Consider the following 24,205-nt stretch of genomic DNA (forward strand, 5'->3'; position numbering starts at 1 on the left):
TTACTCAATGATCTTAGAGACGATACCAGCACCAACTGTACGACCACCTTCACGAATAGCAAAACGCAACTTCTCTTCCATCGCTATCGGGACAATCAAAGACACATCCATCGCAACATTATCGCCTGGCATAACCATTTCTGTTCCTTCTGGAAGCGTAACAATACCTGTAACATCCGTTGTACGGAAGTAAAACTGAGGACGATAATTCGTGAAAAAGGGCGTATGACGACCGCCTTCATCTTTCGTCAAAATGTAAGCTTCTGCTTTAAAACGCGTATGTGGTGTAACAGAACCAGGTTTCGCCAAAACTTGACCACGCTCAATTCCTTCACGATCAACACCACGAAGCAAAGCCCCTATATTATCACCCGCTTGACCTTGATCTAAAAGCTTGCGGAACATTTCAACACCTGTCACCGTCGTCTTAGACGTTGGACGAATGCCGATAATCTCGATTTCCTCTCCAACTTTAATAATACCACGCTCAACACGACCCGTAACAACCGTTCCACGACCTGAAATCGAAAAGACATCTTCTATTGGCATCAAAAATGGTTGATCAACAGGACGCTCAGGGGTTGGGATATAACTATCAACTTCACTCATGAGAAGACGAACCGCATCCTCACCAATGTTTTTATCTTTATCCTCTAGCGCTGCCAACGCAGAACCTTTAACAATGGGGATATCATCACCTGGGAAATCATATTTGGATAAAAGCTCCCGAACCTCAAGTTCTACAAGCTCTAAAAGCTCTGCATCATCAACCTGATCAACTTTATTAAGAAAAACGACAATCGCTGGAACACCAACTTGGCGAGCAAGCAAAATATGCTCACGAGTCTGTGGCATAGGACCATCAGCGGCTGAAACAACCAAAATAGCACCGTCCATCTGCGCTGCTCCAGTGATCATATTTTTCACATAGTCAGCGTGTCCGGGGCAGTCAACGTGGGCATAATGACGATTTTCCGTTTCATACTCAACATGGGCTGTAGAAATGGTGATTCCACGCGCACGCTCCTCTGGTGCCGCATCAATTTGATCATAGGCTTTAAATTCACCAAAAAATTTCGTAATCGCTGCTGTCAACGAAGTCTTACCATGATCAACGTGACCAATCGTACCAATATTAACATGCGGTTTCGTACGTTCAAATTTGCTCTTCGCCATTTGAGCTCTCCATTTTCCGTCCAAAATAAGGACTAAGTTAAAAATTAATTACCAACCTGAAATTACGCGTATTTCTTTTGAATCTCCAAAGCAACAGCCGAAGGAACAGGCTCGTAATGATCAAACTGCATTGTATACTGTGCACGCCCCTGACTCATAGAGCGAAGAGTATTCACATAACCAAACATATTTGCCAAAGGAACCATGGCATTCACAACCGTTGCAATACCGCGTGCCTCAGTTCCCGAAATCTGCCCCCGCCGAGAGTTAAGATCACCAATAACATCACCAACATAATCATCTGGCGTAACAACTTCCACCTTCATGATCGGTTCAAGAAGCTGTGCACCAGCCTTCTTTGCGCCATCACGAAAAGCTGCACGAGCAGCAATTTCAAAGGCCAATACAGAAGAATCAACATCGTGATAGCCACCGTCAATAAGCGTTGCTTTTACACCAAGCATAGGGAACCCTGCAAGAGGTCCCGACCCCATAACACTCTCAATCCCCTTTTGGACACCTGGAATATATTCTTTAGGAACAGCACCACCAACAATCTTCGACTCAAAAATAAAATCATCACCTTCATGCGGTTCAAAAATAATTTTTACACGAGCAAATTGACCAGCACCACCCGATTGTTTCTTATGCGTATAATCGATTTCTGCCATTTTAGTAATTGATTCACGATAAGCAACCTGCGGCTGCCCAATATTGGCTTCAACCTTAAACTCACGCCGCATACGATCAACAATAATATCAAGATGAAGCTCACCCATTCCAGCGATAATAGTTTGTCCCGACTCTTCATCTGACTTAACACGAAATGAAGGATCTTCTGCCGCCAAACGATTAAGAGCAATTCCCATTTTTTCTTGATCTGCTTTTGTCTTCGGCTCAATAGCAATCTCAATAACAGGCTCTGGAAATTCCATCCGCTCCAAAATAACAGGCTTTAAAGGATCACAAAGCGTATCACCTGTTGTTGTTTCCTTAAGACCAGCAAGAGCAACAATATCACCAGCAAATGCTTCCTCTATATCCTCACGAGAATTTGAGTGCATTTGAAGCATACGCCCTAAACGTTCTTTCTTTTTCTTCACTGTATTCTCAAGAGAAAAACCTTTATGGACTTTACCAGAGTAAATACGACAGAAAGTCAACGAACCAACAAAAGGATCATTCATAATTTTAAAAGCAAGCATAGATAGCGGAGCATCATCAGAAGACTCACGTGTCGTCTCAGCCTCAGTCTTTACATCGATACCCTTAATAGCTGGAATATCAATTGGAGAAGGAAGATAAGAAACAACGGCATCTAAAAGCGGCTGAATACCCTTATTCTTAAAAGCAGTACCACAAAGAACAGGATGAAACTGAACCTCTACGGTTCCCCTACGAATAAGAGAAACAAGTTGCTCGTTGCTTGGCATAACACCCTCCAAATAAGCCTCTGTCGCAGCCTCATCAACCTCCACCGCCATTTCAATCAACTTCTCGCGATACTCTTCAGCTTTTTCCTTTAAATCAGAAGGAATTTCACTGATCACCGCAGAAGCACCAATAGAGCCATCCCACTTTAAAGCTTTCATTTCAACAAGATCAACAACACCTTCAAAGTCATTTTCAGCACCAATCGGTAACTGTAAAACAAGCGCCTTAGCTCCCAACCGAGAGCCAACCATTTCCACACTACGATAGAAATCAGCACCGATCTTATCCATCTTATTAACAAAAACCATGCGAGGCACACGATATTTCTCAGCCTGCCGCCAAACAGTTTCTGTCTGAGGCTCCACACCAGCATTGGCATCTAATAACGCTATTGCTCCATCAAGAACACGTAAAGAACGCTCGACTTCAATAGTAAAATCAACGTGCCCTGGCGTATCAATAATATTAAAGCGGCGCTTGCGACCATCATGCCCTTCCCAAAAAGTGGTCGTTGCAGCAGATGTAATCGTAATACCGCGCTCCTGCTCCTGCTCCATCCAATCCATCGTAGAGGCACCATCATGGGTCTCACCGATTTTATGATTCTTACCTGTATAGAACAGAATACGTTCAGTCATTGTGGTCTTACCGGCATCAATATGCGCCATAATACCAAAATTACGATAATCTTCAATTTTATATTCGCGAGCCATTATATTTGCCTTAGTTTAAAACTTCTACCAGCGATAGTGAGAAAAAGCACGATTAGCTTCGGCCATACGATGAACATCTTCACGTTTCTTCACAGCAGAACCACGATTATTAGCTGCATCCATCAATTCACCAGATAAACGCTCAATCATCGTCGTCTCATTGCGACCACGTGCCGCAGAAATCAACCAACGAATAGCAAGAGCCTGGCGGCGATCAGGACGAACATCAACCGGAACTTGATAAGTAGCACCACCAACACGACGCGAACGAACCTCAACATGGGGCGCAACATTCTCCAAAGCCCGATGAAATAACTCCACAGGATCTGCCTTTACTCTTTTCTCTACAGAATCAAGCGCACCATAAACAATACGCTCTGCAACTGACTTTTTACCATCAAACATAATGGCATTCATAAATTTCATAATAACCAAATCACCAAATTTAGGATCCGGATTAATTTCACGCTTTTCTGCTCTATGACGACGGGACATCGGCTTTGTCTCTCATATATTATTTTGGACGCTTCGCGCCATACTTTGAACGACGCTGTTTACGATTCTTAACACCTTGCGTATCAAGCAAACCACGAATGATGTGATAACGAACCCCTGGCAAATCTTTCACACGACCACCACGAATCATCACAACAGAGTGCTCTTGAAGGTTATGTCCCTCTCCAGGAATATAACCAATCACTTCAAATCCATTCGTCAAGCGAATCTTAGCAACCTTACGAAGAGCAGAATTAGGCTTCTTCGGCGTTGTTGTATAAACACGCGTACAAACACCACGCTTTTGTGGATTCGACTGCAAAGCAGGAACCTTATTACGTTTAACTGGCGCCACACGCGGCTTGCGAATCAACTGGTTTACGGTAGGCATGCAACCTTCCTCTTTTTGATCTACATTTCTTTGTACCCAACCGGGCTTTTTTATTTTTTTATCCACTCCAACAGAAATCAAAATGGATACCTTATTCTACACACAAAATCGGGCACACCTGCTAAAAACAGCCTACCCGATCACAAGCAGAGAAGGCAATAGCCTCTTGCACTAGCATTTGCTTTTAATCTTCTTAACACCCGCTTGAACAATATTTTGGAGCTATCCAAAAAACGATCACTTCCACATCGGTTATGTTTGTGTTTAATAGCGAGAACACAGACATTCGTCAAGAACTAAACAGCAGAAAGTTTTCAAAAATCAAAATAAATTAAATTTTAAAACTTTCAATTTGTTTTTGTACCCTTGATAAATCAATTTACCATAGTAATATCGAATTTACCATAGTAATATCGACTTAAATAAGAAAACGAACGATAAAACATAATAAAAAATGAATGCAATTAAATTGAATTGAATATTTAACATCTAATGATAAGCGGAATGAAAATAGCAACGTGGAACATTGCCGGAATAAAAGCACGACATGAAACATTGTATCAATGGCTACAGCAAAGTCAGCCCGACATAGTTTGTCTGCAGGAAATAAAAAGTATTGATGAAAATTTTCCACGCGATGCAATTGAAAATCTAGGTTACCATATAGAAACACACGGACAAAAAAGTTTTAATGGCGTTGCGATTCTTTCTAAAAAAACACCTGATGAAGTAATCCGTCGATTACCAGGCAATGATAATGATGAACAAACACGCTACATTGAAGCCGTTTATTCAACAAACAAAGGTGTTGTGCGTATTGCATCTCTCTATTTGCCCAATGGAAATCCTATCGAGAGTGAAAAATATGCCTATAAAATGGAATGGATGGAAAGATTATATGCCCATGCAAAATCACTGCTTACCTATGAAGAGCCTCTTATTTTAGCAGGTGATTACAATGTCATCCCCGCCCCATTAGATGCAAAAAAACCTCAAGAATGGAAGCAAGATGCCTTGTTCCTTCTACAAACAAGAAAAGCATTCCAACGTATTCTTCATTTAGGTCTTTACGATGCTATCCGGAATGTTACCGATGCCCCCTCCTTTAGTTTCTGGGATTTTCAAGCGGCTGCTTGGCCTAAAAATAATGGGATTCGCATTGATCATTTACTCTTATCACCAGAAGCTGTTGATCACCTTATTTGTGCTCATAGTCAAGCAGAAGTAAGGGGATATCAAAAAACATCAGACCATGTTCCTGTTTGGATTCATCTTAATGTCAATTAAGAAAGTACAGCCCTCATTTTATGAGATAACAAAAAAAATCCACTCAGAAAAATAACTATGCTACACCATACAAACAATATATTCTAAGTAATTAAAAAATAAATGAATGGAGGACATAAATGAAGAAATCATTATTAATGTTTGTTGCAGCAGCAACCATTGGGTTTACAAGTGTTGCACATGCTGGAGACGATACCCTTGAAAAAATAAAACGAACAGGGGAAATCACTTTAGGAGTCCGTGAATCATCGGGATTGGCCTATGCCCTTGGTAATAATAAATATGTAGGTTTTCACACAGAAATGGCAGAACGTATCATTCATGATATCTCAAAAAAAATTGGTAAACCAATTAAAATCCATTATCTTCCCATCACTTCTCAAAATAGAATTCCTCTCTTAAAAAATAAAACCTATGATTTTGAGTGCGGCTCAACGACAAATGATATTGCCCGCAGTAAAGAAGCAGCATTTGCTTATACAACATACGTTGAAGAGGTTAGGATTGCTGTTAAGAAAAACTCCAACATTAAATCTCTTAATGATTTAAATGGAAAAACGGTTGCAACAACCACCGGTACGACATCAGTTCAACTTATTCGTAAAAATAAACGTGCAAAAAACATTCATTTTAAGGTTGTCAAAGGAAAGGATCACGGAGATAGCTTCTTATTGCTCGAATCGGGTCGTGCCGATGCATTTGTTATGGATGCCTCAATTCTTGCTGGACATATTGCAAAATCAAAAAATCCATCTGATTATGTCATTCTTGATACCGTACTGTCAGTCGAACCCATCGCCTGCATGCTTAGATTACATGACAAAAAATTTGAACAAGCAATCAACGATAGTATTCTCCGTCAAATTAAAGACGAATCACTTGAACAGCTTTACAATAAGTGGTTTATGAAACCGATTCCACCTGCTAATACTGTGATGAACCTTCCCTTATCAAAACAGACAAGATACGCTTGGGAACACCCAAACAATAAGCCGCGGGAAAGCTACACAGAAAAAGATTTATAAAATTCGAAAAAAGAACCACACTCTTTAGTTGAGTGTGGTTTATATTTTAGTTCACTTTTTAACAAATTCTACCTATGTAGATACACTTGGATTTATTGTTCTATCTGTGAATGACTAATTTAAGGGAATATCAATTAATGGACTTTTCTTTTCTTTGTAGAGATGACCTTACGCAAACACTGGTAATGGGATGTTTGGGGACTCCCGGTGTGAGTCATACTTATCTAGATACACTTCTCGATGGCTTAAAAAATACGGTTATATTGTCTATCACCTCACTGATATTAGCCCTATTTTGTGGTGTTATTATAGGAACAATGCGCACTTTACCCAAAACATCCATCATCAATTGTGTATTTCGCACTATCGGTGCTATTTGGGTGGAGATCATGCGTAACATTCCCCTCCTTGTACAAGTATTTTTGTGGTATTTCGTTGTTCCTAAAATTTATCCACCAGCGATGAAATTTTCCCCGATTCTCTTAGTAACATGCGCGTTAGGATTCTTTACATCAGCACGCATTGCAGAACAGGTTCGTTCAGGCATTGAAGCAATTCCTTCAGGACAACGCTATGCTGCAATGGCAATGGGGTTTACGACTTATCAAACTTATCGCTATATCCTATTACCGCGTGCTATGCGTGCAATTATGCCGCCGCTTACTTCAGAAGCAATGGGCATTGTGAAGAATTCATCTATAGCATTCGCCGTTTCAATCAATGAGCTCATGCAGTTTCAATACCAAGCAATTGAAGAAATAAGCCATGTTTACGAAAACTATTTGCTTGTTACGATTCTTTATATTCTTATCGCCTTATTCGTATTCATTGTGATGACAATCATTGAACAAATACTCAAAATTCCTAATTTTCAAACAAAGGGAAATTGAATATGATAAATTTCATAAGCTCTCAGTTTGGACTTTATTTTCCTTTCAACTTTTCTGACTTTGATTTTTCCTTTTTTACCTTTGATGTATTTCGTGCTTACATTTTATCAGGTTTGCTCTTTAGCGTTTTTCTAACTCTTTTTGCAACGGTATTAGGATTTATTTTCGGCACATTTTTGGCAATGATGCGCCTTTCTTCCATAAAACTTCTTTCTTGGTTTGCAATCGTTTACATAACCGCTATGCGTTCAATACCGCTTGTAATGGTTATCTTATGGTTTTTTGTGCTTCTGCCTTTTTTAACCGGTACCTCCATCGGTGCCAATAAATCAGCACTCATTACCTTTACCGTATTTGAAACAGCCTACTTTGCTGAAATTATGCGTGCTGGTATCAATTCAGTTTCGCAAGGACAAAAATATGCGGGACAGGCTCTTGGAATGACATATTGGCAAAGTATGTATATTGTTATTCTTCCTCAAGCTTTTAGAGATATGCTTCCAGTCTTTTTAACCCAAGTCATTATCCTCTTTCAGGATACAACCCTTGTTTATGCCATCAGCGGTCATAGCCTTTTGAATGGCTTTGATATTGCTGCTAATAATTTTGGTGTAAAGCAAGAAGCTTATATCTTAGCAGCTATTTTCTATTTTGTGATCTGTTTTACACTGTCACAAATCGTTTTATATTTACAAAAAAAAGTATCCATTATTCGCTAACGGGGAAAAAAATGTCTACGCATATGATCGAAATAAAAAATGTTTCTAATTGGTATGGCGAAGTTCAAGTTCTTAAAAACTGTACAACCAACATTAATAAAGGAGAAGTGGTTGTCATTTGTGGACCATCAGGATCCGGAAAATCAACGCTTATTAAAACCATTAACGCTCTCGTTCCTTTTCAGAAAGGTGAAATTTGGATTAATGGAACACCAGTGCATTCAAAACAAACGAATCTGCCTAAATTGCGAAGTCAGGTGGGGATGGTATTTCAACACTTTGAGCTTTTTCCCCATTTATCTGTCACAGAAAATTTGACAATTGCACAAATCAAAGTTCTAAAACGCAGCAAAAAAGAAGCGCTTGAACGTGGTTTATTATATCTTGAACGCGTTGGACTGACCGAGCATAAAGATAAATATCCTGGTCAGCTTTCCGGAGGGCAACAACAACGTGTTGCTATTGCACGTGCTTTAACCATGGATCCGCACGTTATGCTTTTTGATGAGCCAACATCTGCTCTAGATCCTGAAATGGTAGGTGAAGTACTCGATGTCATGATCAGTTTAGCAGAAGAAGGCATGACGATGATTTGTGTAACACACGAAATGGGCTTTGCACAAAAAGTCTCAGAGCGTGTTATCTTCATAGATCAAGGAACAATTCTTGAAGACTGTTTATCTAAAGAATTCTTTTCTCATCCGCAAGAAAGAACACCAAGAGCGCAAGAATTTTTATCTAAAATCCTAAGTCATTAGCCATTATATTATCATAAAAAGCTATCTCTACTATACAATTGGACATAAAGAAGAAAAATTTAATAACAGATGAGAGAATATAAAAAATATTATGATCAGATATTTTTAAAATTGTTATTTTTTAAATATCAGCAGCCAGTGAAATTGCTGTACGTTTCTCAAATTCATTACAAAGAGTAAAAGCCTTCTCTTGCAAAGGTTGAATCTATTTTTTGTCTTTTACATTAGCTTTTTCATAGGCAGCAGTTAACATTTCCGTACTGCGAATGATCTTTTCTTCTTGAAGAAGTATATTTCCAAGCATCGCTTGGGCGGAAGGATTTCTTTTTTGCTGAAAGTTGAAATCATCATGCTGCTTATATAAGAGTTTTTCCTTTCCCTCGCCCTCTAAAAATATTTTTCCTAAATAATACTGAGCTTTAGGATTTTCATAGTTCACTGCAGCTTGCGTATCAAGACAAGCGACATAAGAAGGATTAGGTTTTACAGATGATTGAGGAATACTTTTTTATATATCCCGCAAGTTTAACCAATGCGTCAGAAACATAACTTTTATCCTCTGAGCCAAGATCAGCACCTTTTTCAACGATATATGGCAAAAAAATAATAGGCCTTATAATCATCCTTTAGGAATAGCATCACCATTTGCATAGATAGAGCCAAGTTTCCAATTCGCACCAATATGGCCTCTTTTAGCAGCACAATATAATGCTGAAATAGCCTGATGTATATGCCTATTTTTATAAGCAAACATACCATCTTTTAAAAAATAAAATGAACCATCATTTACTTCCTACAAACTATTAACATCTATTACATAAACAGTCGAAAGAAATCCGCCTAAAGTTACGACAATCGTAGCTTTTTTCCTTGCTCTGGAATCTCTTAACCATTTCCCCCTCCCACTCTGAATGTTAATTGCTCTCTCTGTTACAAATTTCTTTGTAAACCTTTCAATTCTTCTTCTTTGTAATAGAGATTCTAAAGTAAAATTTTTAAAAGAAAAGACAAATAAATAAAAACAATCAAAACTATTCAATAAAATTAAGCGTTTATTTTTATAGACAACAATTTGATTTTTAAATACAAATCATCACTCTAGATTTTATAACATATTCTTTAACGTTATAGGATTGTCTTATCTTTAAAGTTTATATGAATGCGTAAAAATCACTCAATAACATAACCTGCGCACTGAACAGAATTTTGAAAACAGAGGGAACATATGTTGAATAATAAAAATTTAAATACAAAAAATAACATAAAAAATAGATAAATATAATGATGATCGTTAAGCGATGACTTCATAACTGCCTTTATAACTTTACAACAAATTGATTTATAATCATAATTTACTGTCTTGTATGTTGAGTAGTATCCCGAATATTGTAAGATTTTCTTATTTCAAATCTGTATATGTTAAATCAATCAAAATCACTTGGCTGGCACGTCACAAGCTGGGTGGATCATATGGGTAAAACTGTATAAGAAAGGACTAAAAATGGCTCTTCCGTCTTAAATGCCAAGATCTGTTACAACATTCTAGGGCTGGCACAAGTGTACAATAGTGCCGGATTACTTTTTCATAAGCGTAAAGATGGTGCTGCTCAATAGCTTTATCGTTATTCATTAACAATGAAGTTTCTCATCCCCATCAATCCATAAACAATCTAGTTTTTTCGCTAAATTCTCACTACTGGTTATTTCACACGCTTTGATTAATAAATAATATATTGATTTATAAAGATATAATGATCATTTTTAATATGATTTATACTCCCGATATAGAAAGATTCCTTTTCCCTTTCATACTGAAGCAATTAAAATCACTTGCACATAAGCGATAAGCAGGGTTTGCGGATAAACTTAAAAGAGAATCTAAAATACCTCTAACAAACATACTCAAATAGAAAAGCTATCACAACATGGGAGACTAGAAAATCTAAGCGACCTACCCGCTTGCGCCTTAGCTCTACAAGTAAGATTTCTCCCAAATATTCACCACTTCCTAACAAAAATACCACATGTGAAGTTTTATATGCCTTATTTCCCTAAATAATAATGTCTTCCAGTAACAAATCAACATGTTGATTTATAATGATAACTTTCTTCTTCGCTTACTGAACAAGAACACTAAATACCGTAAAAATTTTCTCATTCCAAACCTGTTGCATGTTGAAAAAATCAAAACCATCCACTTGCACATTACAAGCAGGAGAGCCTGCGTGGAGTGAAACTGTATAAGAAAGAATTAAAAAACATTTTAAGTACCCAGAGCTGCCCGCACAGCATTGAACCCCGGTAAAGTTGTATAGTGGCACCGCCTCGTTACTTCACAAGCGCAAAGATAGGGAGCCCCTATGACTTTTTATCATCATACTATTCATAGGCATCGGCACGAAATAAGCTTGGGATGCCTTAAGAAACGTCTCTTTAATAATGAACATAAAAAATGTTGGAGCGCCGTAGAGATCTCATGATCGCATTCACGAAACACCAACAAAAGAAAAAGTTTTCTCAAAAAAAAATCGATACCAGCCATAATGCTATGAAATCATCCATCAAAAAACAAAAAATGAGAATCAGCCCAACCGCTCTAAAGCAATAGATATTTTTTCTTGTGCAGCCCGCAGTTCTATAACCCTATTTTGTTCACCTTCAACAATTTCTGCTTTTGCATTTTCTATAAATTTAGGATTATTTAACTTAAGTGATATTTTTTCAATATCTTGTTCAATTTTACGAACTTCCTTCTTCAAGCGAACACGTTCAGCCTCTAAATCAATCAACTGTCCTAATGGCAAACAAAAAACAGCCTCTCCCAAAATCATTTGGGCTGATATTTCCGGAACTTTATCAGAGAAATCAATGACTTCGATACGTGCTAACTTTTTAAGCAGTGCATCATAACGCTGCACACGCTTTCGCGTTACTTCCCCTCCTTCAACAACAACAAGAGGTGCTCGTGTCGCCGCAGGAATATTCATTTCAAAACGTACAGACCGAATCCCCGTGACCACATCAATAAGCCAATTAATATCAGCAGCAGCCTCTTCATCCATCAATGTTGCCTCTGGCCATTTTATTAATGCAAGCATATCCTCACGCTTGATTTCTTGCGTTTCTGTAAGTGACCATAACTCTTCTGTAATATGCGGCATAAAGGGATGAAGAAGCTTATAGACTTCATCTAAAACCCAAGCAGTACAAGCCTGAGCCTCACTTTTAGCCACGTCATCTTCTCCTTGAAAGATAGGTTTGAGTAGTTCCAAATACCAGTCACAGAAAGTATTCCAAATGAAGCGGTAAAGTGCAGCAGCAGACTCATTAAATTTATAGTGCTCAATCCCTTTCGTTACAACCGAAATCGCTTTAGAGAGCTCTGTTAAAATCCAACGATTAAGCGCCAGTTTCGCTTGTTCTGGCTTAAAATTTGGATCATGCTTTACACCATTCATCTGTGCAAATCGAGTAGCATTCCACAGTTTTGTAGCAAAATTACGATAACCGGCAATACGAGAAGCATCAAGTTTTACATCACGACCTTGTGCCGCCATAATCGCCAAGGTAAAGCGCAATGAATCAGCACTATATTGATCAATAAGCTCTAGGGGATCAATAATATTTCCCTTTGATTTTGACATCTTTGCACCCTTTTGATCCCGGACAAGAGCGTGCACATAAACCGTTGGAAAAGGAACATCACCCATAAAGTGAAGTCCCATCATCATCATACGAGCAACCCAGAAAAAAATAATATCAAATCCTGTCACCGATAAAGATGTTGGGTAAAAGGTCGATAATTCTGTCGTCTTATCGGGCCATCCTAATGTTGAAAAAGGCCAAAGAGCTGATGAAAACCAAGTATCTAAAACATCCGGATCACGGATTAATTCAACCGTCTCACCATAATGAGCAAAAGCTGAATCTAAAGCCTCTTTTTCACTTTTTTCAACAAAAACCGTTCCATCAGGACCATACCAAGCAGGAATCTGATGTCCCCACCATAATTGACGTGAAATGCACCAAGGCTGAATATTTTGCATCCAATTGAAGTAGGTCTTTTTCCAGTTATCAGGAACAAACTGCGTTTTTCCTTGTTGTACAGCTTCTATCGCGGGCTTCGCTAATTCAGCAGCATGAACATACCATTGATCTGTCAAAAAAGGTTCAATAGGCACACCACTGCGATCTCCATGCGGAACCATATGAGAATGATCATCAACAGAAGCTAAATAGCCTCGTTCTTCCATCAAAGAAACAATCTTTTGGCGTGCAACAAAACGATCAGCTTTATCGAGATTTTCTACTAACATTTTTAATTCATCTGATAAAAACAAACCATCAAAAAATGCTTCATTTTCACGAAGAAAGATCTCGGCTTTTTGGGTAAAAATATTGATCAAGTGTAAGTCATTACGCTGTCCTACTTCAAAGTCATTAAAATCATGGGCTGGTGTGATTTTCACAGCACCACTTCCAGCCTCAGGATCAGCATGCGTATCGCCAACGATCAATAATCGACGACCAACAAGTGGCAAAAGAGCATTTTTACCGATAAGATTTTTATAACGCTCATCTTCCGGATTAACAGCAATTCCTGTATCACCAAGCATTGTTTCTGGTCGTGTTGTTGCCACTATTATAAAAGTTGTCGCATCATTTGGATCAAAAGTTTTACCCTCAAGTGGATATCTAAAGTGCCACAAATGTCCTTTAACTTCTTTTTGCTCAACTTCAAGATCTGAAATAGCCGTTAACAATTTAGGATCCCAATTAACGAGGCGCTTATCCTTATATATCAACCCTTGCTTATAAAGCGTAACAAAAACTTCACGAACAGCCTGTGACAACCCCTCATCCATTGTAAACCGCTCACGCGACCAATCACATGAAATGCCAAGGCGACGCAATTGATTTGCAATAACGCCTCCCGTTTCATAGCGCCACCCCCAAATACGCTCAATAAACTTTTCTCTTCCCATTTCTTGACGCGTTGGCTCTTGGCGTTCTGCAAGTTGACGCTCTACAACCATTTGTGTAGCAATCCCAGCATGATCCATCCCTGGCTGCCACAATACATTTCTGCCACGCATCCGTTGGAATCTAACCATTATATCTTGAATTGTTGTATTGAGCGCATGCCCCATATGAAGTGAGCCCGTAACATTAGGCGGTGGAAGCATAACGCAAAAAGGCTCAGCCCCACTTTTAGAACCCGCTCCCGCTTTAAAAGCCTCACGAGTCTCCCATCTCTTTGCAACCCGTTGCTCTATGGAAGCAGCATCATAGTTTTTTTCTAACATTCTATCCATCCATAACGCCGCTGAAAAACATAATATATGATCAAAATTCGATCAGAATCCCAGAAACCTCAACTCTTTACTAGAGAGATCGCAAAACTGTTAAAAAGTTCCTATAAAATGGAAAATATAAAAACAATACAAAGAAAATCATTAAGACGACTTTTTAATCGCCTTCACAATCTCTTCACGCAAAATATCTTCCAGCAAAAGAGGCAATTTAGACTGTAACCATTCTGCTATAGCCGGACGCAAGACATCCTTTGCAATCTTTTCTGCAGAAGAAATGCAGTATGCAGACAACTCCACACGACCAGCTCCTCCATCTGACTGTGATTTTCTTATCTCATCTTCATATTCTTTTTCTTTATAAACAGAATTCTGCTCTTCAGAAGAAAGCTTCATCTTTTGCGCATCCACACCCACTGTATTATTTTCTCCCTCTATATTCTCTTTCTCTTGCGCTATCCTTCCCTCTTGATTCTCAGTAGAAAGACCAATACGATCAGCCAAGGCTTTCATAGCATCATCAACCGATAAGGTTGTATCATAAACACCTTCTAAACGATTTTCCGAAGCATTTACTACAACATCTTCATTTAAAAATTGATCAGACTGAACCGCATTTTCTTCGATTATTTCACGAATAGATGTCAAAATTTCATCCATACTTGGCTCACGTAACACGCTTGAACTCTGTACCATACTTTACAACCTCTCAAAGACGCAACAATAAATAGAATCATACTTTCAGTGTATGCAAAAGAATCATAAGATCAACATACCTCTCATGATATTTTCAAATATGCTTGTCATAAAGAGGGCGCTACGCACAATTTTCTGCATTTAAAAAGAACAATCACCGCTCTATTTCTCAACATATCCAACGACGAATTAACGAATTTTTTCCAAACTAAAATGATTTGAAATCAAAGAGCTACTTTTATGCATTATCGAATATATTGAATTGTTTTTAAACCTAAATAACGCGCAGTCAATTTGCCAATAGAAGATTGAACACTATAGCTTGCCACAACAGCATTACGCTCTGCCGTTGCAAGCGCAATTTGAGCATTAATCAATTGCGTACGAGAATTTAAAACATCCAATGTCGTTGCCTGCCCTATACGATTTTCTTGAACACGACCTTTAAGAGCAATTTCAGCAGCACGAACACTTTCACGGTAGGCAATAACAGATGCACGAGCCCCCTCCAACTGGAACCAAGCAGAAGTAAGGGCTTGTCTCGTATTACTATGCGCTAAATCGAGTTGAAGCTGCGCCTGTCCAAGCTGTTCCTTCGATTGGCGAATCTGTGCAGACGTACGCCCCCCTTCAAAGATTGGAACACTCACTGACAGTCCTATTGATTTAGAAACGCCATCCTCTCCAACACCACTGTAAATTCGATTATAAGATGCTGTTGCAGAAAAATCAACTTTAGGAAGCAACGCTCCTTCTTTCGCCTTTACATTATAACCACTCGCATCGACTAAATATTGAGCATAAAGGATTGCTGGATGCATCACAACGCTCATTTGGTAAGCGGTATCAAGATTGGCGGGAAAATCTGTGGCAACAGGCGGGCGTTTTAGTTTTTCCGGATCAGAACCAATAATTTGTCGATACACTGCCTCTGCTGCTTTTACATCAGCACGCGCAAGACTGAGTTCTGAAACCGCCACAGAACGTGCCGCTTGAGCTTGAGCAAGATCAACACGTCCTCCCTCACCCACATCAAGTTTTGCCTTATTGGAACGAACTTGCTCTTCAAGAGCTGCTAAATTTTCTCTCCGAAGATCAGCAACACGACGTGCCTGATAAACATTAGCATAAGCCGTCACAGTTTCTAGAAAGGTATTTTGTTCAGCATTGCGAAGATACTCCCGTTGAGCTTGTAACTTAACTTGAGCGGAAGAAAACATATTTTGCGTAATAAAACCATCAAATAATCTTTGATTTAATCTTACGCCTATAGATCCAGAAGTGACATAAGAACCTGGAAAAGACTTATTCCGCCCATAGCTCCCAACCCCTTCAATTTGTGGCAATAACCCTGACCGCGCAATGACAACGTCATCACCAGCGATACGAACAGCTGCCCGTTCACTATTCAACTTAGCATTGTGTTTATAAGCCTTAGAAAAGGCATCCATCAATGTTTCAGCACGAACAGTCCTTGATAGTAAAAGACTCAAGAGAAGAAAAAAACACGCTTGAAACTTCTTGTTTACTTTAAACACAATACACACAGTAACAAACCTCAAATAAAGAGTAAAATTATCTTTTATCCACAAAACAAACAAGCACTAAAATACAAAGTCAGGTGTTTTTAAAAAACAAGGAAGAGGCTTTACAGCGAGGTTAAAAGCACGACGGGATGAAATGATTCCATCTTCTTTTATATAGATTCGTGCCACAGCAGCATTTCCATTTCCTTCAACCACAACAAGACGTCCATTGTCTTTCATTTGATCAAAGATACCTTGTGGAATAAAATCGACAGATCCCTCAATAAAAATCACATCATAAGGACCCTCAACAGCGTATCCATACTCTAATGAACCATGAATGACAACTACATTATCACATTGATTACGTTCTAAAGCTTCAAGAGCATGTTCAAAAAGAGACTTGTTACTTTCTAATGCAATCACAGATCCTGCGAGTTTTGAAAGCAAGGCTGCACAATAACCACTATTTGCACCAATATCTAAAACAACATCTGATGATTTTACAGCAGCAAGCTGTAATAATTTCGCGAGAGATGCAGGCTTCATTAAGTAGCGTGCTGGAACCTCATCTTGCATGGGACATAGAACAATATCCGTATCAAGATAGCTTAATGCTTTCATATCTTCCGATACAAAATCCTCACGCAATACCGTTAAAAACGCTTCAAGAACTGATAAATCCGTCACATCAACTGTACGAATTTGATTGTCAACCATTTTGCGACGAAGCTCAGCAAAATCTGCAACCATAACGACTATTTTCTCCTAATTTACAAAAAACAAACAAAAACAGCAACAATGAGGACCTAAAGATTTCTTAAACTAAGGATGTTACAAAAAAGGATACGACAGTCAACCAATTAGATTCTAACCTTACAATCTCTCATACAAAAGTGCTCTCATATAAAAGTGTCTTTACAACTGTAGAGGGAAATAATCTATTTTCCTATACCTCTCCTAAAAGCCGTCTCGTTTCAAATCGGCTGGAGGCCTCGCCCGGAATCGAACCGGGATACAAGGATTTGCAGTCCTCTGCGTAACCATTCCGCCACAAGGCCTTATCAACAGATATAAAGGTCTCAATAAGGGAAGGCAACGCATCCGTCAAGATGTAGAAATCTTCTCTCGTCTTTTTTCCTCTTATTACACAATTTATCATATTTTTTTAAAAAAAGTAATTTTATCCTTTGCAAATCAGTCTTGCTTTGCTATAGCCTTCTCAGCTAAATGATTGGGCACCGTTCCCCGGTAGCTCAGCGGTAGAGCAACCGGCTGTTAACCGGTTGGTCGCTGGTTCGAATCCGGCCCGGGGAGCCACTTCTTTTGTCTTCTACATAACTTATTAAAATTTATGAGTATTTTTTATGTGAGGGATGCCCGAATAAAAGTGAGGGAATAGAATTTCTACAATAAAGCAATATCCTACAGAATATACTTTTTGCAATGAATGCAGAAAACAATCCATTCATTTTAAATAGAAAACGATTACGCAAGTTTTTTTCTTATTGGTTAATTTTAAAATAGCGCAAATAAGATTGCTTTTTAAATATCACTCCATCAGAGAACACCATAAATTGTTTTCGCATCTAAATTACGATTAAAGTACGATTTCTGTTATGAGAAAGAATTATTGAACTCCATAAGTAAATGGAAAAGATTTCGTATCATCTTCCTCTTTCAATTCAAAAATGATGAGTACACAATAAAGCAATTAAGCTCAAAAACATGCTCATGAAGTAATCATTAAAACTTGTTCAAAAACAAGCATAGTTTTTATCCTAATCGGACCTTCTCCCTGCTAAGAAATTCATAGTCTCTACAGACAATCCTATCTTGAATATTCACTACACGGTCAAGAAAAACACCGAGTGCGTAAAATTTTGTCGGCTTTATATCACGTCCCTAAACAAGAATATTTTACAGAACAAATAAGATAACGAATGAAATGGATAAAAATCTTGAGAAATCCTTCAACCAATCATGACATTCTCTCCATTATATCATGCAGTTGCATGCTTATTTTAAAAAGAATCTCTTCAATCCTCCCAAGTTCGTTTCACAATAGCCCCCGTAAATGGGATCAAATAAAATCCATTGATCAACGCCATCTCTACTTATAATAAAAGTCATACCATCATACTATTCTTCAACTCTCAATGCTAAATAATCCTTACTTTTTCAATAGATTAAAAGAGAAGTTTTATTTATTGCTTAAATGTTTATCCACACAACAATCGCACATGTAACGTGCAAATGAATAGTTTGAAGGAACAATATAAACAGCTTCAAAATGAAAAAAATTACGATATAGATGGATTATTCAATATACAAAACAATAGGTTATCATTAAATAATAAATTTTTTTAAAGATGGGAATAAAGCAAATAAATAATCGTCTTTAGGATAAAGCTTTCTTTTCAAAGTATTTTTAAATTAATCTAAACATTCAAAGGTTTTCATTTCTAAAAAATGAAAACCTTTGAAGACCTCTCTGATTTTGGCAAGAGTATTGTATATTTCTTTTTTGAATTGAAAAGGAATCAATAAAAATACGCCCAGTATATAATCTTTTTTCAAATTTTTATTTAAGCCGCCTTCTTGACTGACTTGCGGAAACGGAAAGATTTTGCGCGCTTTGCCGCCGCTTTTGCTTTTTTATGCCTCTCATTTTTAAGTGATGAATTCTTCCGCTGTAACTGTGCTGTATCATCTTTTCGATCTAAAGACCGTTTCTGACGTCTAGACTTTTTTAAACGGCGTTCTTTATTATTTTCTTTTTCTCCATTTTCTGGCGTAATAGTCTTTTCTGGAAATGCTGCAAACTGTTCTGGAACAGATTCAGACACCAATTTCATACGAATCAAGCGTTCTACAGCACGCAACCGAGCCCTTTCTACCTTTTCATCAAAAAGTGTAAGTGCTTCACCAGATTCACCATTGCGTCCTGTACGACCAATCCGATGGACATAACTTTCAGCTTCATCTGGTAAATCATAATTAATAACGTGGCTTATCCTTGGGATATCAATACCGCGTGCTGCTATATCTGTTGCAACAAGAACCTGTATTGATCTTTCACGAAAAGCTTTTAAAGCAGACTGGCGAGCACCTTGTGATTTATTCCCATGAATTGTTGCAACTAAATAACCTATCTTTGCTAAATGACGTGTAACAGCATCAGCCCCATGTTTCGTTCGCGTAAAAACAATAACCAAATCAAAAGCTGGATTTGTCAAAAGTTTACTTAAAACAATCTTTTTTTCACGCGTAGGAACACAATATAATTTCTGAGTAATCTCTACAGCTGTAGTCCCTTGAGGGACAGTTTCGATCTTAACCGGATCATTGAGTAAACACTTTGCAAGCGCAGCAATTTCTTTCGGCATTGTCGCAGAAAAAAGGGCTGTCTGACGCTCTTGATGCAAAAGCTTTGCAATTTGCTTAACATCATGGATAAATCCCATATCCAACATACGATCTGCTTCATCCAAAATTAAAAAACGAGATTGAGAAAGATCAACACACTTTTCACGAACAAGATCTCTCAAGCGCCCTGGCGTCGCTATCAAAACATCCACACCTGCTTCCATACGCTTAATTTGTTTTAAACGTGATACCCCGCCAAAAACAAGACACGTCGAAAGATGCGTTCCTTTCGCCACAGTGCGAATTGCTTCATCAATCTGGACAGCAAGCTCACGCGTTGGCGCTAAAATCAAAGCGCGTGCAGTTTTAGGACAGCGCTTATTCCCCAAAGCTAAAATTTGACTTAAAATAGGTAAGCCAAATGCCAAGGTTTTTCCAGAGCCTGTCTGTGCAATACCTAAAATATCGTGCCCTTTTAACATCACCGGAATAGCTTGTTCTTGTATAGGTTTAGGTTTACTGATCCCAGCACTGTGTAAATTTTTAACCAAAAGAGCGGTCAAACCTAACTTTGTAAAAGTATCTTCTTTTTTTATAGGCAAAATAAAATCTTTCCTCAGCTGAACAACTTCCACGAAGTCACCAGCTGAACTCTCCACTCAAGAATCCGCGCAAGAAAAATCCTTGACATTTTAAATAAAGCAACGCTTGAAAAGCGATCTGCGCAACCCATGAGCCCCTTGAAACCAAGGTAAAGGCATATAATCTCACTTTATAAAAAGCCAACAAACAAGCTTAAATACCTTCATTCTTATTATCCTTAGATTATGATAAAAAAGCAAGGGCTTTACGAAATACATTTATCACGACAAAAAATGTTTAAATCATTTATTTCTTAATAGTTGTTTCCATTGGTAAATGCACCTTAATAAAGTCAGGATAAATCTCGAGAAAAACTGGATTTTGTAAAGTTTTTTGACCGCCATAAACTAAATACCATTGGGTTTTATCAAAAATTGCCAAAGTTTTATATTGAATAAGGCGATCTTTCATCTCAAGAACCGTTGGAATTAAAGCATATAAAGTACCATTATCTGTTTGAAGATACTCAATATTTTCCTGATCTAAAGAATAAGCACCAGAAGGCAAATTCTCAAATTGCCTATGCAACTGTTGAAGAAAATCAGCACGTAAAGCATCCTCTGTTGTATTTAACCGACGTGCCATCTCTTTATAAAGCCGCTCAGGCATATAATCAGATATAAGCGAAAAATCTCCACTTTTTATAGCATTATTGACATCAACAACTATTCTTGAAAGTTCAGCTTTTTGTACTGCCGTTGCCTGAGATGCTAAACTCTGTTGATGAACAATCAAAAGGAAAAAGAGACTTAACACAAAATAAAAAATAGATTTCATTTTTACATTTCTCGTTTTAGTAAAATTTCAATTTCTCAAATAACAAAATCAAATAATGTTTGATCATCCGTAATATCACGATAGCGCCACCCTAACGCTTGAAATTTTTCCTCTAAGAGACGAAAATTATCGTATTTTTTCGTTTCAATCGCAACCAATACAGAACCAAAGTTTCTCGCTGATTTTTTGAGATATTCAAAACGCACGATATCATCATCCGGTGATAATGTGGAAAGAAAATGACGCAATGCACCAGGATGTTGCGGAAAACTAAAAATAAAATATTTTCTCAAGCCTTGGAAACGTAAAGAACGCTCTTTAATCTCTGGTAAACGCTCAAAATCAAAATTACCTCCTGAAATAACAAGAAGTATTTTTTTACCCTTTAACTCTTGAAGTGGAAGACTGTTAAGCGCATCAATCGATAAAGCACCAGCCGGTTCAAGAACCACACCTTCTACATTAAGCATTTCAACCATCGTAGAACAAACGCGATTTTCAGGAACTGTAATGACAGAATCAGGAGAAAAATGCTTTAAAATTGTATAGTTTAGGGCACCAATTTCAGCCACAGCAGCCCCATCTACAAAAGTATCAATACTTTCTAGTTTGACCCGTTTTCCACTCTCCAAACAAGCAAGTAGACTTGCAGCTCTTTGGGGCTCAACAAAACGAAGCTTTGTATTCCAACCATATTCACGTAAAAACTTGCTCACTCCACTTGCCAACCCCCCACCCCCTACCGGCACAATCATTAAATCTGGCTCACTTTCTCCATTGAGCTTTTTCCATTGCAAAGCAGCTTCGCAAAGCACTGTTGCCTGCCCCGTAATAATGCGAAGATCATCAAAAGGTGGCGCCATCATACCACCGCTCTCTACGACAAAAGATTGAGCAGCTTCATAACATTGATCAAATGTTTCACCAACCAAACGAATATCAATAAACTCTTTACCAAAAATACGTGTCTTCTCAATTTTTTGTTGCGGTGTTGTCATAGGCATAAAAATCACGCCTTTACGTTTAAAATAACGACAAACAAAAGAAACGCCTTGCGCGTGATTCCCCGCTGAAGCGCACACAAAGGCAGAATCTGACGATATACTGCTCAGCATTTCTGAAACAAAATTAAAAGCACCACGAATCTTATAAGATCGCACCGGTGTTAGATCTTCACGCTTCAAATAAATTTCTGCATCATATTTTTGGCTTAGAAAATCATTTCTTTGAAGTGGTGTTTCAGCAAATACGTGATGCAATCCCACCATAGCTTTTGTGACATCTTGAATAAATTGGCTCATAACCCTCTGATCATTCCATGCTTTGTTTATATTATACAAGCTGTTCTAGCGATAAAGAAAACCATTGTCAGTCAAATTCACTAAAAAATGATTTTTTTTCTTTTGCTATTAATTCTTGATTCAATAAAAGATATAGCTTATGAGAGAACTCTCATCGCGGACGTGATGAAAACGGTAAACATAGCAGACTTAAAATCTGCCGGTCGAAGACCTTGCGGGTTCAAGTCCCGCCGTCCGCACCATTTCGTGCATTTTTTGTTTTTAATCACTTAAATAGAAAACAATTTAAATAATGCTATAACAATATTTATGAAATAAAACTGTCATAATGCGAAAGACGAATCGTTCCTTCTTTGCAAACAAATATTTTGTCCATACCTTATGAACTAAAGAAATTTATTCTTAATAACTAAGAATTTCGGTAACTCTTTCTTATCTCCTCATCGTCATCCAAAATCAAAGATTCTTTTCTTTATCATGAAATAGCATTGACAATACATAAAATAAAAAATAACAAAGGCCCTATCAAAGATAGGACCTCTTAAACTTAAAGCTCCTTTATCCTACAAAAACTAGAATTTGTAAGCTATTCCTGCACGAAAATCATTCGTCTTATACTTAACTTCAATCTCGTCTTTAAATTTCTTTTTACCAAAATCTGAATAACGATATTCTGCACGTACCACAAGATTATCTGTCATTGCAAAATCAATACCACCACCGAGTGTATAACCAATCATCGTTTTTGTAGTATCCAATGTCTTATTAAAGGGATCACCTCCTGTAATGACTGTCGATAAAATATCTTCAAACTGTCCATAAGCGACACCACCAGCAATATAAGGCATCACCCGCCCTGCAGAAAACCCAACACGTACCCGTGTGGCACCAGCCCATTTTTGTTTTAATGTATGATTAAAAGTTAAACTATTTTTCTCTTCTTTATTCTCTGGATCAGATCGAGAAGAACCTCCGTGTTCACTGATAAGGTTGACCTTTTTCTCATTTTCATCTTCTGTACCTACAGTATCAGTGTCCGATTTATCAGAACCTGATTCCTCAGCATGAAATCTCGTCTTTGTATCCTTTTTTTCCGTAAAAAGGATATCCGTATCAAGCCCCACGATCCAATTATTACCGAGATCAAAATTCACACCCGCATATAAACCACCTACAAACCCAGAAAGTTCAGGCATATACTGCTTCTCAACGGGAACCCATGGTTTACTTTTACTCCGCTCATCAGGATAGAGAGGAATATCAACATCACGCGTTGTTGCAGAAGTTTTACTTGAAAAGCCACCAACTTGCCCCCCAAAATAAAAACCTGCCCAAGAAAAAGGTGAAGAAGCAACAGCTTCCGAAACAACATGTACTGGCTCTTCTGGAGCCACCACATCTGCTGCCTGTACTATAGAAGGTGTCATCAAAGAAAAAACAGACGCTGTTATAAATTTTGTATTCATAAAATTATACCCCATTTCTAAATTTAAATACAATCAAAAATCACATTTAGAAAAACAAAGTTTTATAAAATATTATATAAAAAAATTGCATTTACTCCTTTATAGTTACATTTAAAATAATCACTATATAAACACATCATTACATTAAAATTGAAGTTTAGTAAATAAATTTTATAATTTAAAAATATTAAATACTTAAAATAATAACTATTTAACAAAATGTATCTA

At 37.8% G+C, this 24,205-nt stretch carries 17 protein-coding genes, 3 tRNA genes and 1 pseudogene; 7 read left to right on the plus strand and 14 right to left on the minus strand.

Annotated elements, in window-relative coordinates:
* The 4 genes from tuf to rpsL form a co-directional block, all read right to left on the minus strand.
* Entirely contained in the window at positions 1-1,176 is a 1,176-nt protein-coding gene (gene tuf / locus FNZ60_RS04340) for an elongation factor Tu (protein ID WP_142416464.1), read from the minus strand.
* Positions 1,177-1,238: 62 nt separating this feature from the next.
* Positions 1,239-3,323 (minus strand): elongation factor G, encoded by a 2,085-nt coding sequence (gene fusA, locus FNZ60_RS04345; RefSeq protein WP_142416465.1) that lies wholly within the window; start codon positions 3,321-3,323, stop codon positions 1,239-1,241.
* 24 nt (positions 3,324-3,347) lie between these two features.
* Positions 3,348-3,818, minus strand: a complete 471-nt coding sequence (gene rpsG / locus FNZ60_RS04350) for a 30S ribosomal protein S7 (protein ID WP_142416466.1) — start codon at positions 3,816-3,818, stop codon at positions 3,348-3,350.
* 19 nt (positions 3,819-3,837) lie between these two features.
* A complete protein-coding gene (gene rpsL, locus FNZ60_RS04355) occupies positions 3,838-4,209 on the minus strand; it encodes a 30S ribosomal protein S12 (RefSeq protein WP_005773262.1) in 372 nt (123 codons plus the stop codon).
* Between the two features lie 504 nt (positions 4,210-4,713).
* On the opposite strand from rpsL, the gene xth reads away from it, so the two are divergent.
* From xth to FNZ60_RS04380, 5 genes are all read left to right on the plus strand, one after another.
* Positions 4,714-5,496, plus strand: coding sequence for an exodeoxyribonuclease III (xth, locus tag FNZ60_RS04360; protein ID WP_142416467.1), 783 nt, complete (start codon positions 4,714-4,716; stop codon positions 5,494-5,496).
* Positions 5,497-5,615: 119 nt separating this feature from the next.
* Positions 5,616-6,521: a transporter substrate-binding domain-containing protein gene (locus FNZ60_RS04365; RefSeq protein WP_142416468.1), complete on the plus strand. Its 906-nt coding sequence runs from the start codon at positions 5,616-5,618 to the stop codon at positions 6,519-6,521.
* 137 nt (positions 6,522-6,658) lie between these two features.
* Positions 6,659-7,411 carry an amino acid ABC transporter permease gene (locus FNZ60_RS04370; RefSeq protein WP_142416469.1) on the plus strand — a complete coding sequence of 251 codons (753 nt, stop codon included), beginning with the start codon at positions 6,659-6,661 and terminating at the stop codon, positions 7,409-7,411.
* 2 nt (positions 7,412-7,413) lie between these two features.
* Positions 7,414-8,130 (plus strand): amino acid ABC transporter permease, encoded by a 717-nt coding sequence (locus FNZ60_RS04375; RefSeq protein WP_142416470.1) that lies wholly within the window; start codon positions 7,414-7,416, stop codon positions 8,128-8,130.
* Between the two features lie 11 nt (positions 8,131-8,141).
* Positions 8,142-8,888: an amino acid ABC transporter ATP-binding protein gene (locus tag FNZ60_RS04380; RefSeq protein ID WP_142416471.1), complete on the plus strand. Its 747-nt coding sequence runs from the start codon at positions 8,142-8,144 to the stop codon at positions 8,886-8,888.
* Positions 8,889-8,983: 95 nt separating this feature from the next.
* Here the strand turns inward: FNZ60_RS04380 and FNZ60_RS04385 are convergent.
* The 6 genes and pseudogenes from FNZ60_RS04385 to FNZ60_RS04410 form a co-directional block, all read right to left on the minus strand.
* Positions 8,984-9,781: pseudogene (locus tag FNZ60_RS04385) on the minus strand (tetratricopeptide repeat protein).
* Between the two features lie 1,689 nt (positions 9,782-11,470).
* Positions 11,471-14,194: a valine--tRNA ligase gene (locus FNZ60_RS04390; protein WP_142416472.1), complete on the minus strand. Its 2,724-nt coding sequence runs from the start codon at positions 14,192-14,194 to the stop codon at positions 11,471-11,473.
* Between the two features lie 150 nt (positions 14,195-14,344).
* Positions 14,345-14,896 (minus strand): DUF2497 domain-containing protein, encoded by a 552-nt coding sequence (locus FNZ60_RS04395; protein WP_142416473.1) that lies wholly within the window; start codon positions 14,894-14,896, stop codon positions 14,345-14,347.
* Between the two features lie 245 nt (positions 14,897-15,141).
* Positions 15,142-16,443 carry a TolC family outer membrane protein gene (locus tag FNZ60_RS04400; RefSeq protein ID WP_185913476.1) on the minus strand — a complete coding sequence of 434 codons (1,302 nt, stop codon included), beginning with the start codon at positions 16,441-16,443 and terminating at the stop codon, positions 15,142-15,144.
* Positions 16,444-16,500: 57 nt separating this feature from the next.
* A complete protein-coding gene (locus tag FNZ60_RS04405) occupies positions 16,501-17,175 on the minus strand; it encodes a protein-L-isoaspartate O-methyltransferase family protein (protein ID WP_142416475.1) in 675 nt (224 codons plus the stop codon).
* 234 nt (positions 17,176-17,409) lie between these two features.
* Positions 17,410-17,483, minus strand: a tRNA-Cys gene (locus FNZ60_RS04410).
* A 184-nt stretch (positions 17,484-17,667) separates the two neighbouring features.
* Here FNZ60_RS04410 and FNZ60_RS04415 point away from each other — a divergent pair.
* A tRNA-Asn gene (locus FNZ60_RS04415) sits at positions 17,668-17,742 on the plus strand.
* Between the two features lie 1,268 nt (positions 17,743-19,010).
* Here the strand turns inward: FNZ60_RS04415 and FNZ60_RS04420 are convergent.
* The 3 genes from FNZ60_RS04420 to ilvA all read right to left on the minus strand — a co-directional run bounded on the left by FNZ60_RS04420 (position 19,011) and on the right by ilvA (position 22,511).
* Positions 19,011-20,426, minus strand: a complete 1,416-nt coding sequence (locus tag FNZ60_RS04420) for a DEAD/DEAH box helicase (RefSeq protein ID WP_142416485.1) — start codon at positions 20,424-20,426, stop codon at positions 19,011-19,013.
* 253 nt (positions 20,427-20,679) lie between these two features.
* Positions 20,680-21,210 (minus strand): hypothetical protein, encoded by a 531-nt coding sequence (locus tag FNZ60_RS04425; protein WP_142416476.1) that lies wholly within the window; start codon positions 21,208-21,210, stop codon positions 20,680-20,682.
* A 35-nt stretch (positions 21,211-21,245) separates the two neighbouring features.
* Positions 21,246-22,511 (minus strand): threonine ammonia-lyase IlvA, encoded by a 1,266-nt coding sequence (gene ilvA / locus FNZ60_RS04430; RefSeq protein WP_142416477.1) that lies wholly within the window; start codon positions 22,509-22,511, stop codon positions 21,246-21,248.
* A gap of 156 nt (positions 22,512-22,667) precedes the next feature.
* Here ilvA and FNZ60_RS04435 point away from each other — a divergent pair.
* Positions 22,668-22,753: transfer RNA gene (locus tag FNZ60_RS04435), tRNA-Leu, on the plus strand.
* Between the two features lie 330 nt (positions 22,754-23,083).
* Here the strand turns inward: FNZ60_RS04435 and FNZ60_RS04440 are convergent.
* Positions 23,084-23,977 (minus strand): outer membrane protein, encoded by an 894-nt coding sequence (locus FNZ60_RS04440; protein ID WP_142416478.1) that lies wholly within the window; start codon positions 23,975-23,977, stop codon positions 23,084-23,086.
* Positions 23,978-24,205: the final 228 nt, after the last annotated feature.

It is taken from the genome of Bartonella massiliensis, from assembly GCF_902150025.1.
Classification (GTDB): Bacteria; Pseudomonadota; Alphaproteobacteria; order Rhizobiales; family Rhizobiaceae; genus Bartonella; species Bartonella massiliensis.

Coding starts and splice junctions, on each gene's coding strand:
- FNZ60_RS04365 (WP_142416468.1), top strand. CDS start 5,616: ATGAAGAAATCATTATTAATGTTTGTTGCAGCAGCAACCATTGGGTTT.
- FNZ60_RS04395 (WP_142416473.1), bottom strand. CDS start 14,896: ATGGTACAGAGTTCAAGCGTGTTACGTGAGCCAAGTATGGATGAAATT.
- FNZ60_RS04425 (WP_142416476.1), bottom strand. CDS start 21,210: ATGAAATCTATTTTTTATTTTGTGTTAAGTCTCTTTTTCCTTTTGATT.
- FNZ60_RS04375 (WP_142416470.1), top strand. CDS start 7,414: ATGATAAATTTCATAAGCTCTCAGTTTGGACTTTATTTTCCTTTCAAC.
- ilvA (WP_142416477.1), bottom strand. CDS start 22,511: ATGAGCCAATTTATTCAAGATGTCACAAAAGCTATGGTGGGATTGCAT.
- rpsG (WP_142416466.1), bottom strand. CDS start 3,818: ATGTCCCGTCGTCATAGAGCAGAAAAGCGTGAAATTAATCCGGATCCT.
- FNZ60_RS04390 (WP_142416472.1), bottom strand. CDS start 14,194: ATGTTAGAAAAAAACTATGATGCTGCTTCCATAGAGCAACGGGTTGCA.
- FNZ60_RS04370 (WP_142416469.1), top strand. CDS start 6,659: ATGGACTTTTCTTTTCTTTGTAGAGATGACCTTACGCAAACACTGGTA.
- FNZ60_RS04440 (WP_142416478.1), bottom strand. CDS start 23,977: ATGAATACAAAATTTATAACAGCGTCTGTTTTTTCTTTGATGACACCT.
- rpsL (WP_005773262.1), bottom strand. CDS start 4,209: ATGCCTACCGTAAACCAGTTGATTCGCAAGCCGCGTGTGGCGCCAGTT.
- FNZ60_RS04405 (WP_142416475.1), bottom strand. CDS start 17,175: ATGGTTGCAGATTTTGCTGAGCTTCGTCGCAAAATGGTTGACAATCAA.
- fusA (WP_142416465.1), bottom strand. CDS start 3,323: ATGGCTCGCGAATATAAAATTGAAGATTATCGTAATTTTGGTATTATG.
- xth (WP_142416467.1), top strand. CDS start 4,714: ATGAAAATAGCAACGTGGAACATTGCCGGAATAAAAGCACGACATGAA.
- tuf (WP_142416464.1), bottom strand. CDS start 1,176: ATGGCGAAGAGCAAATTTGAACGTACGAAACCGCATGTTAATATTGGT.
- FNZ60_RS04380 (WP_142416471.1), top strand. CDS start 8,142: ATGTCTACGCATATGATCGAAATAAAAAATGTTTCTAATTGGTATGGC.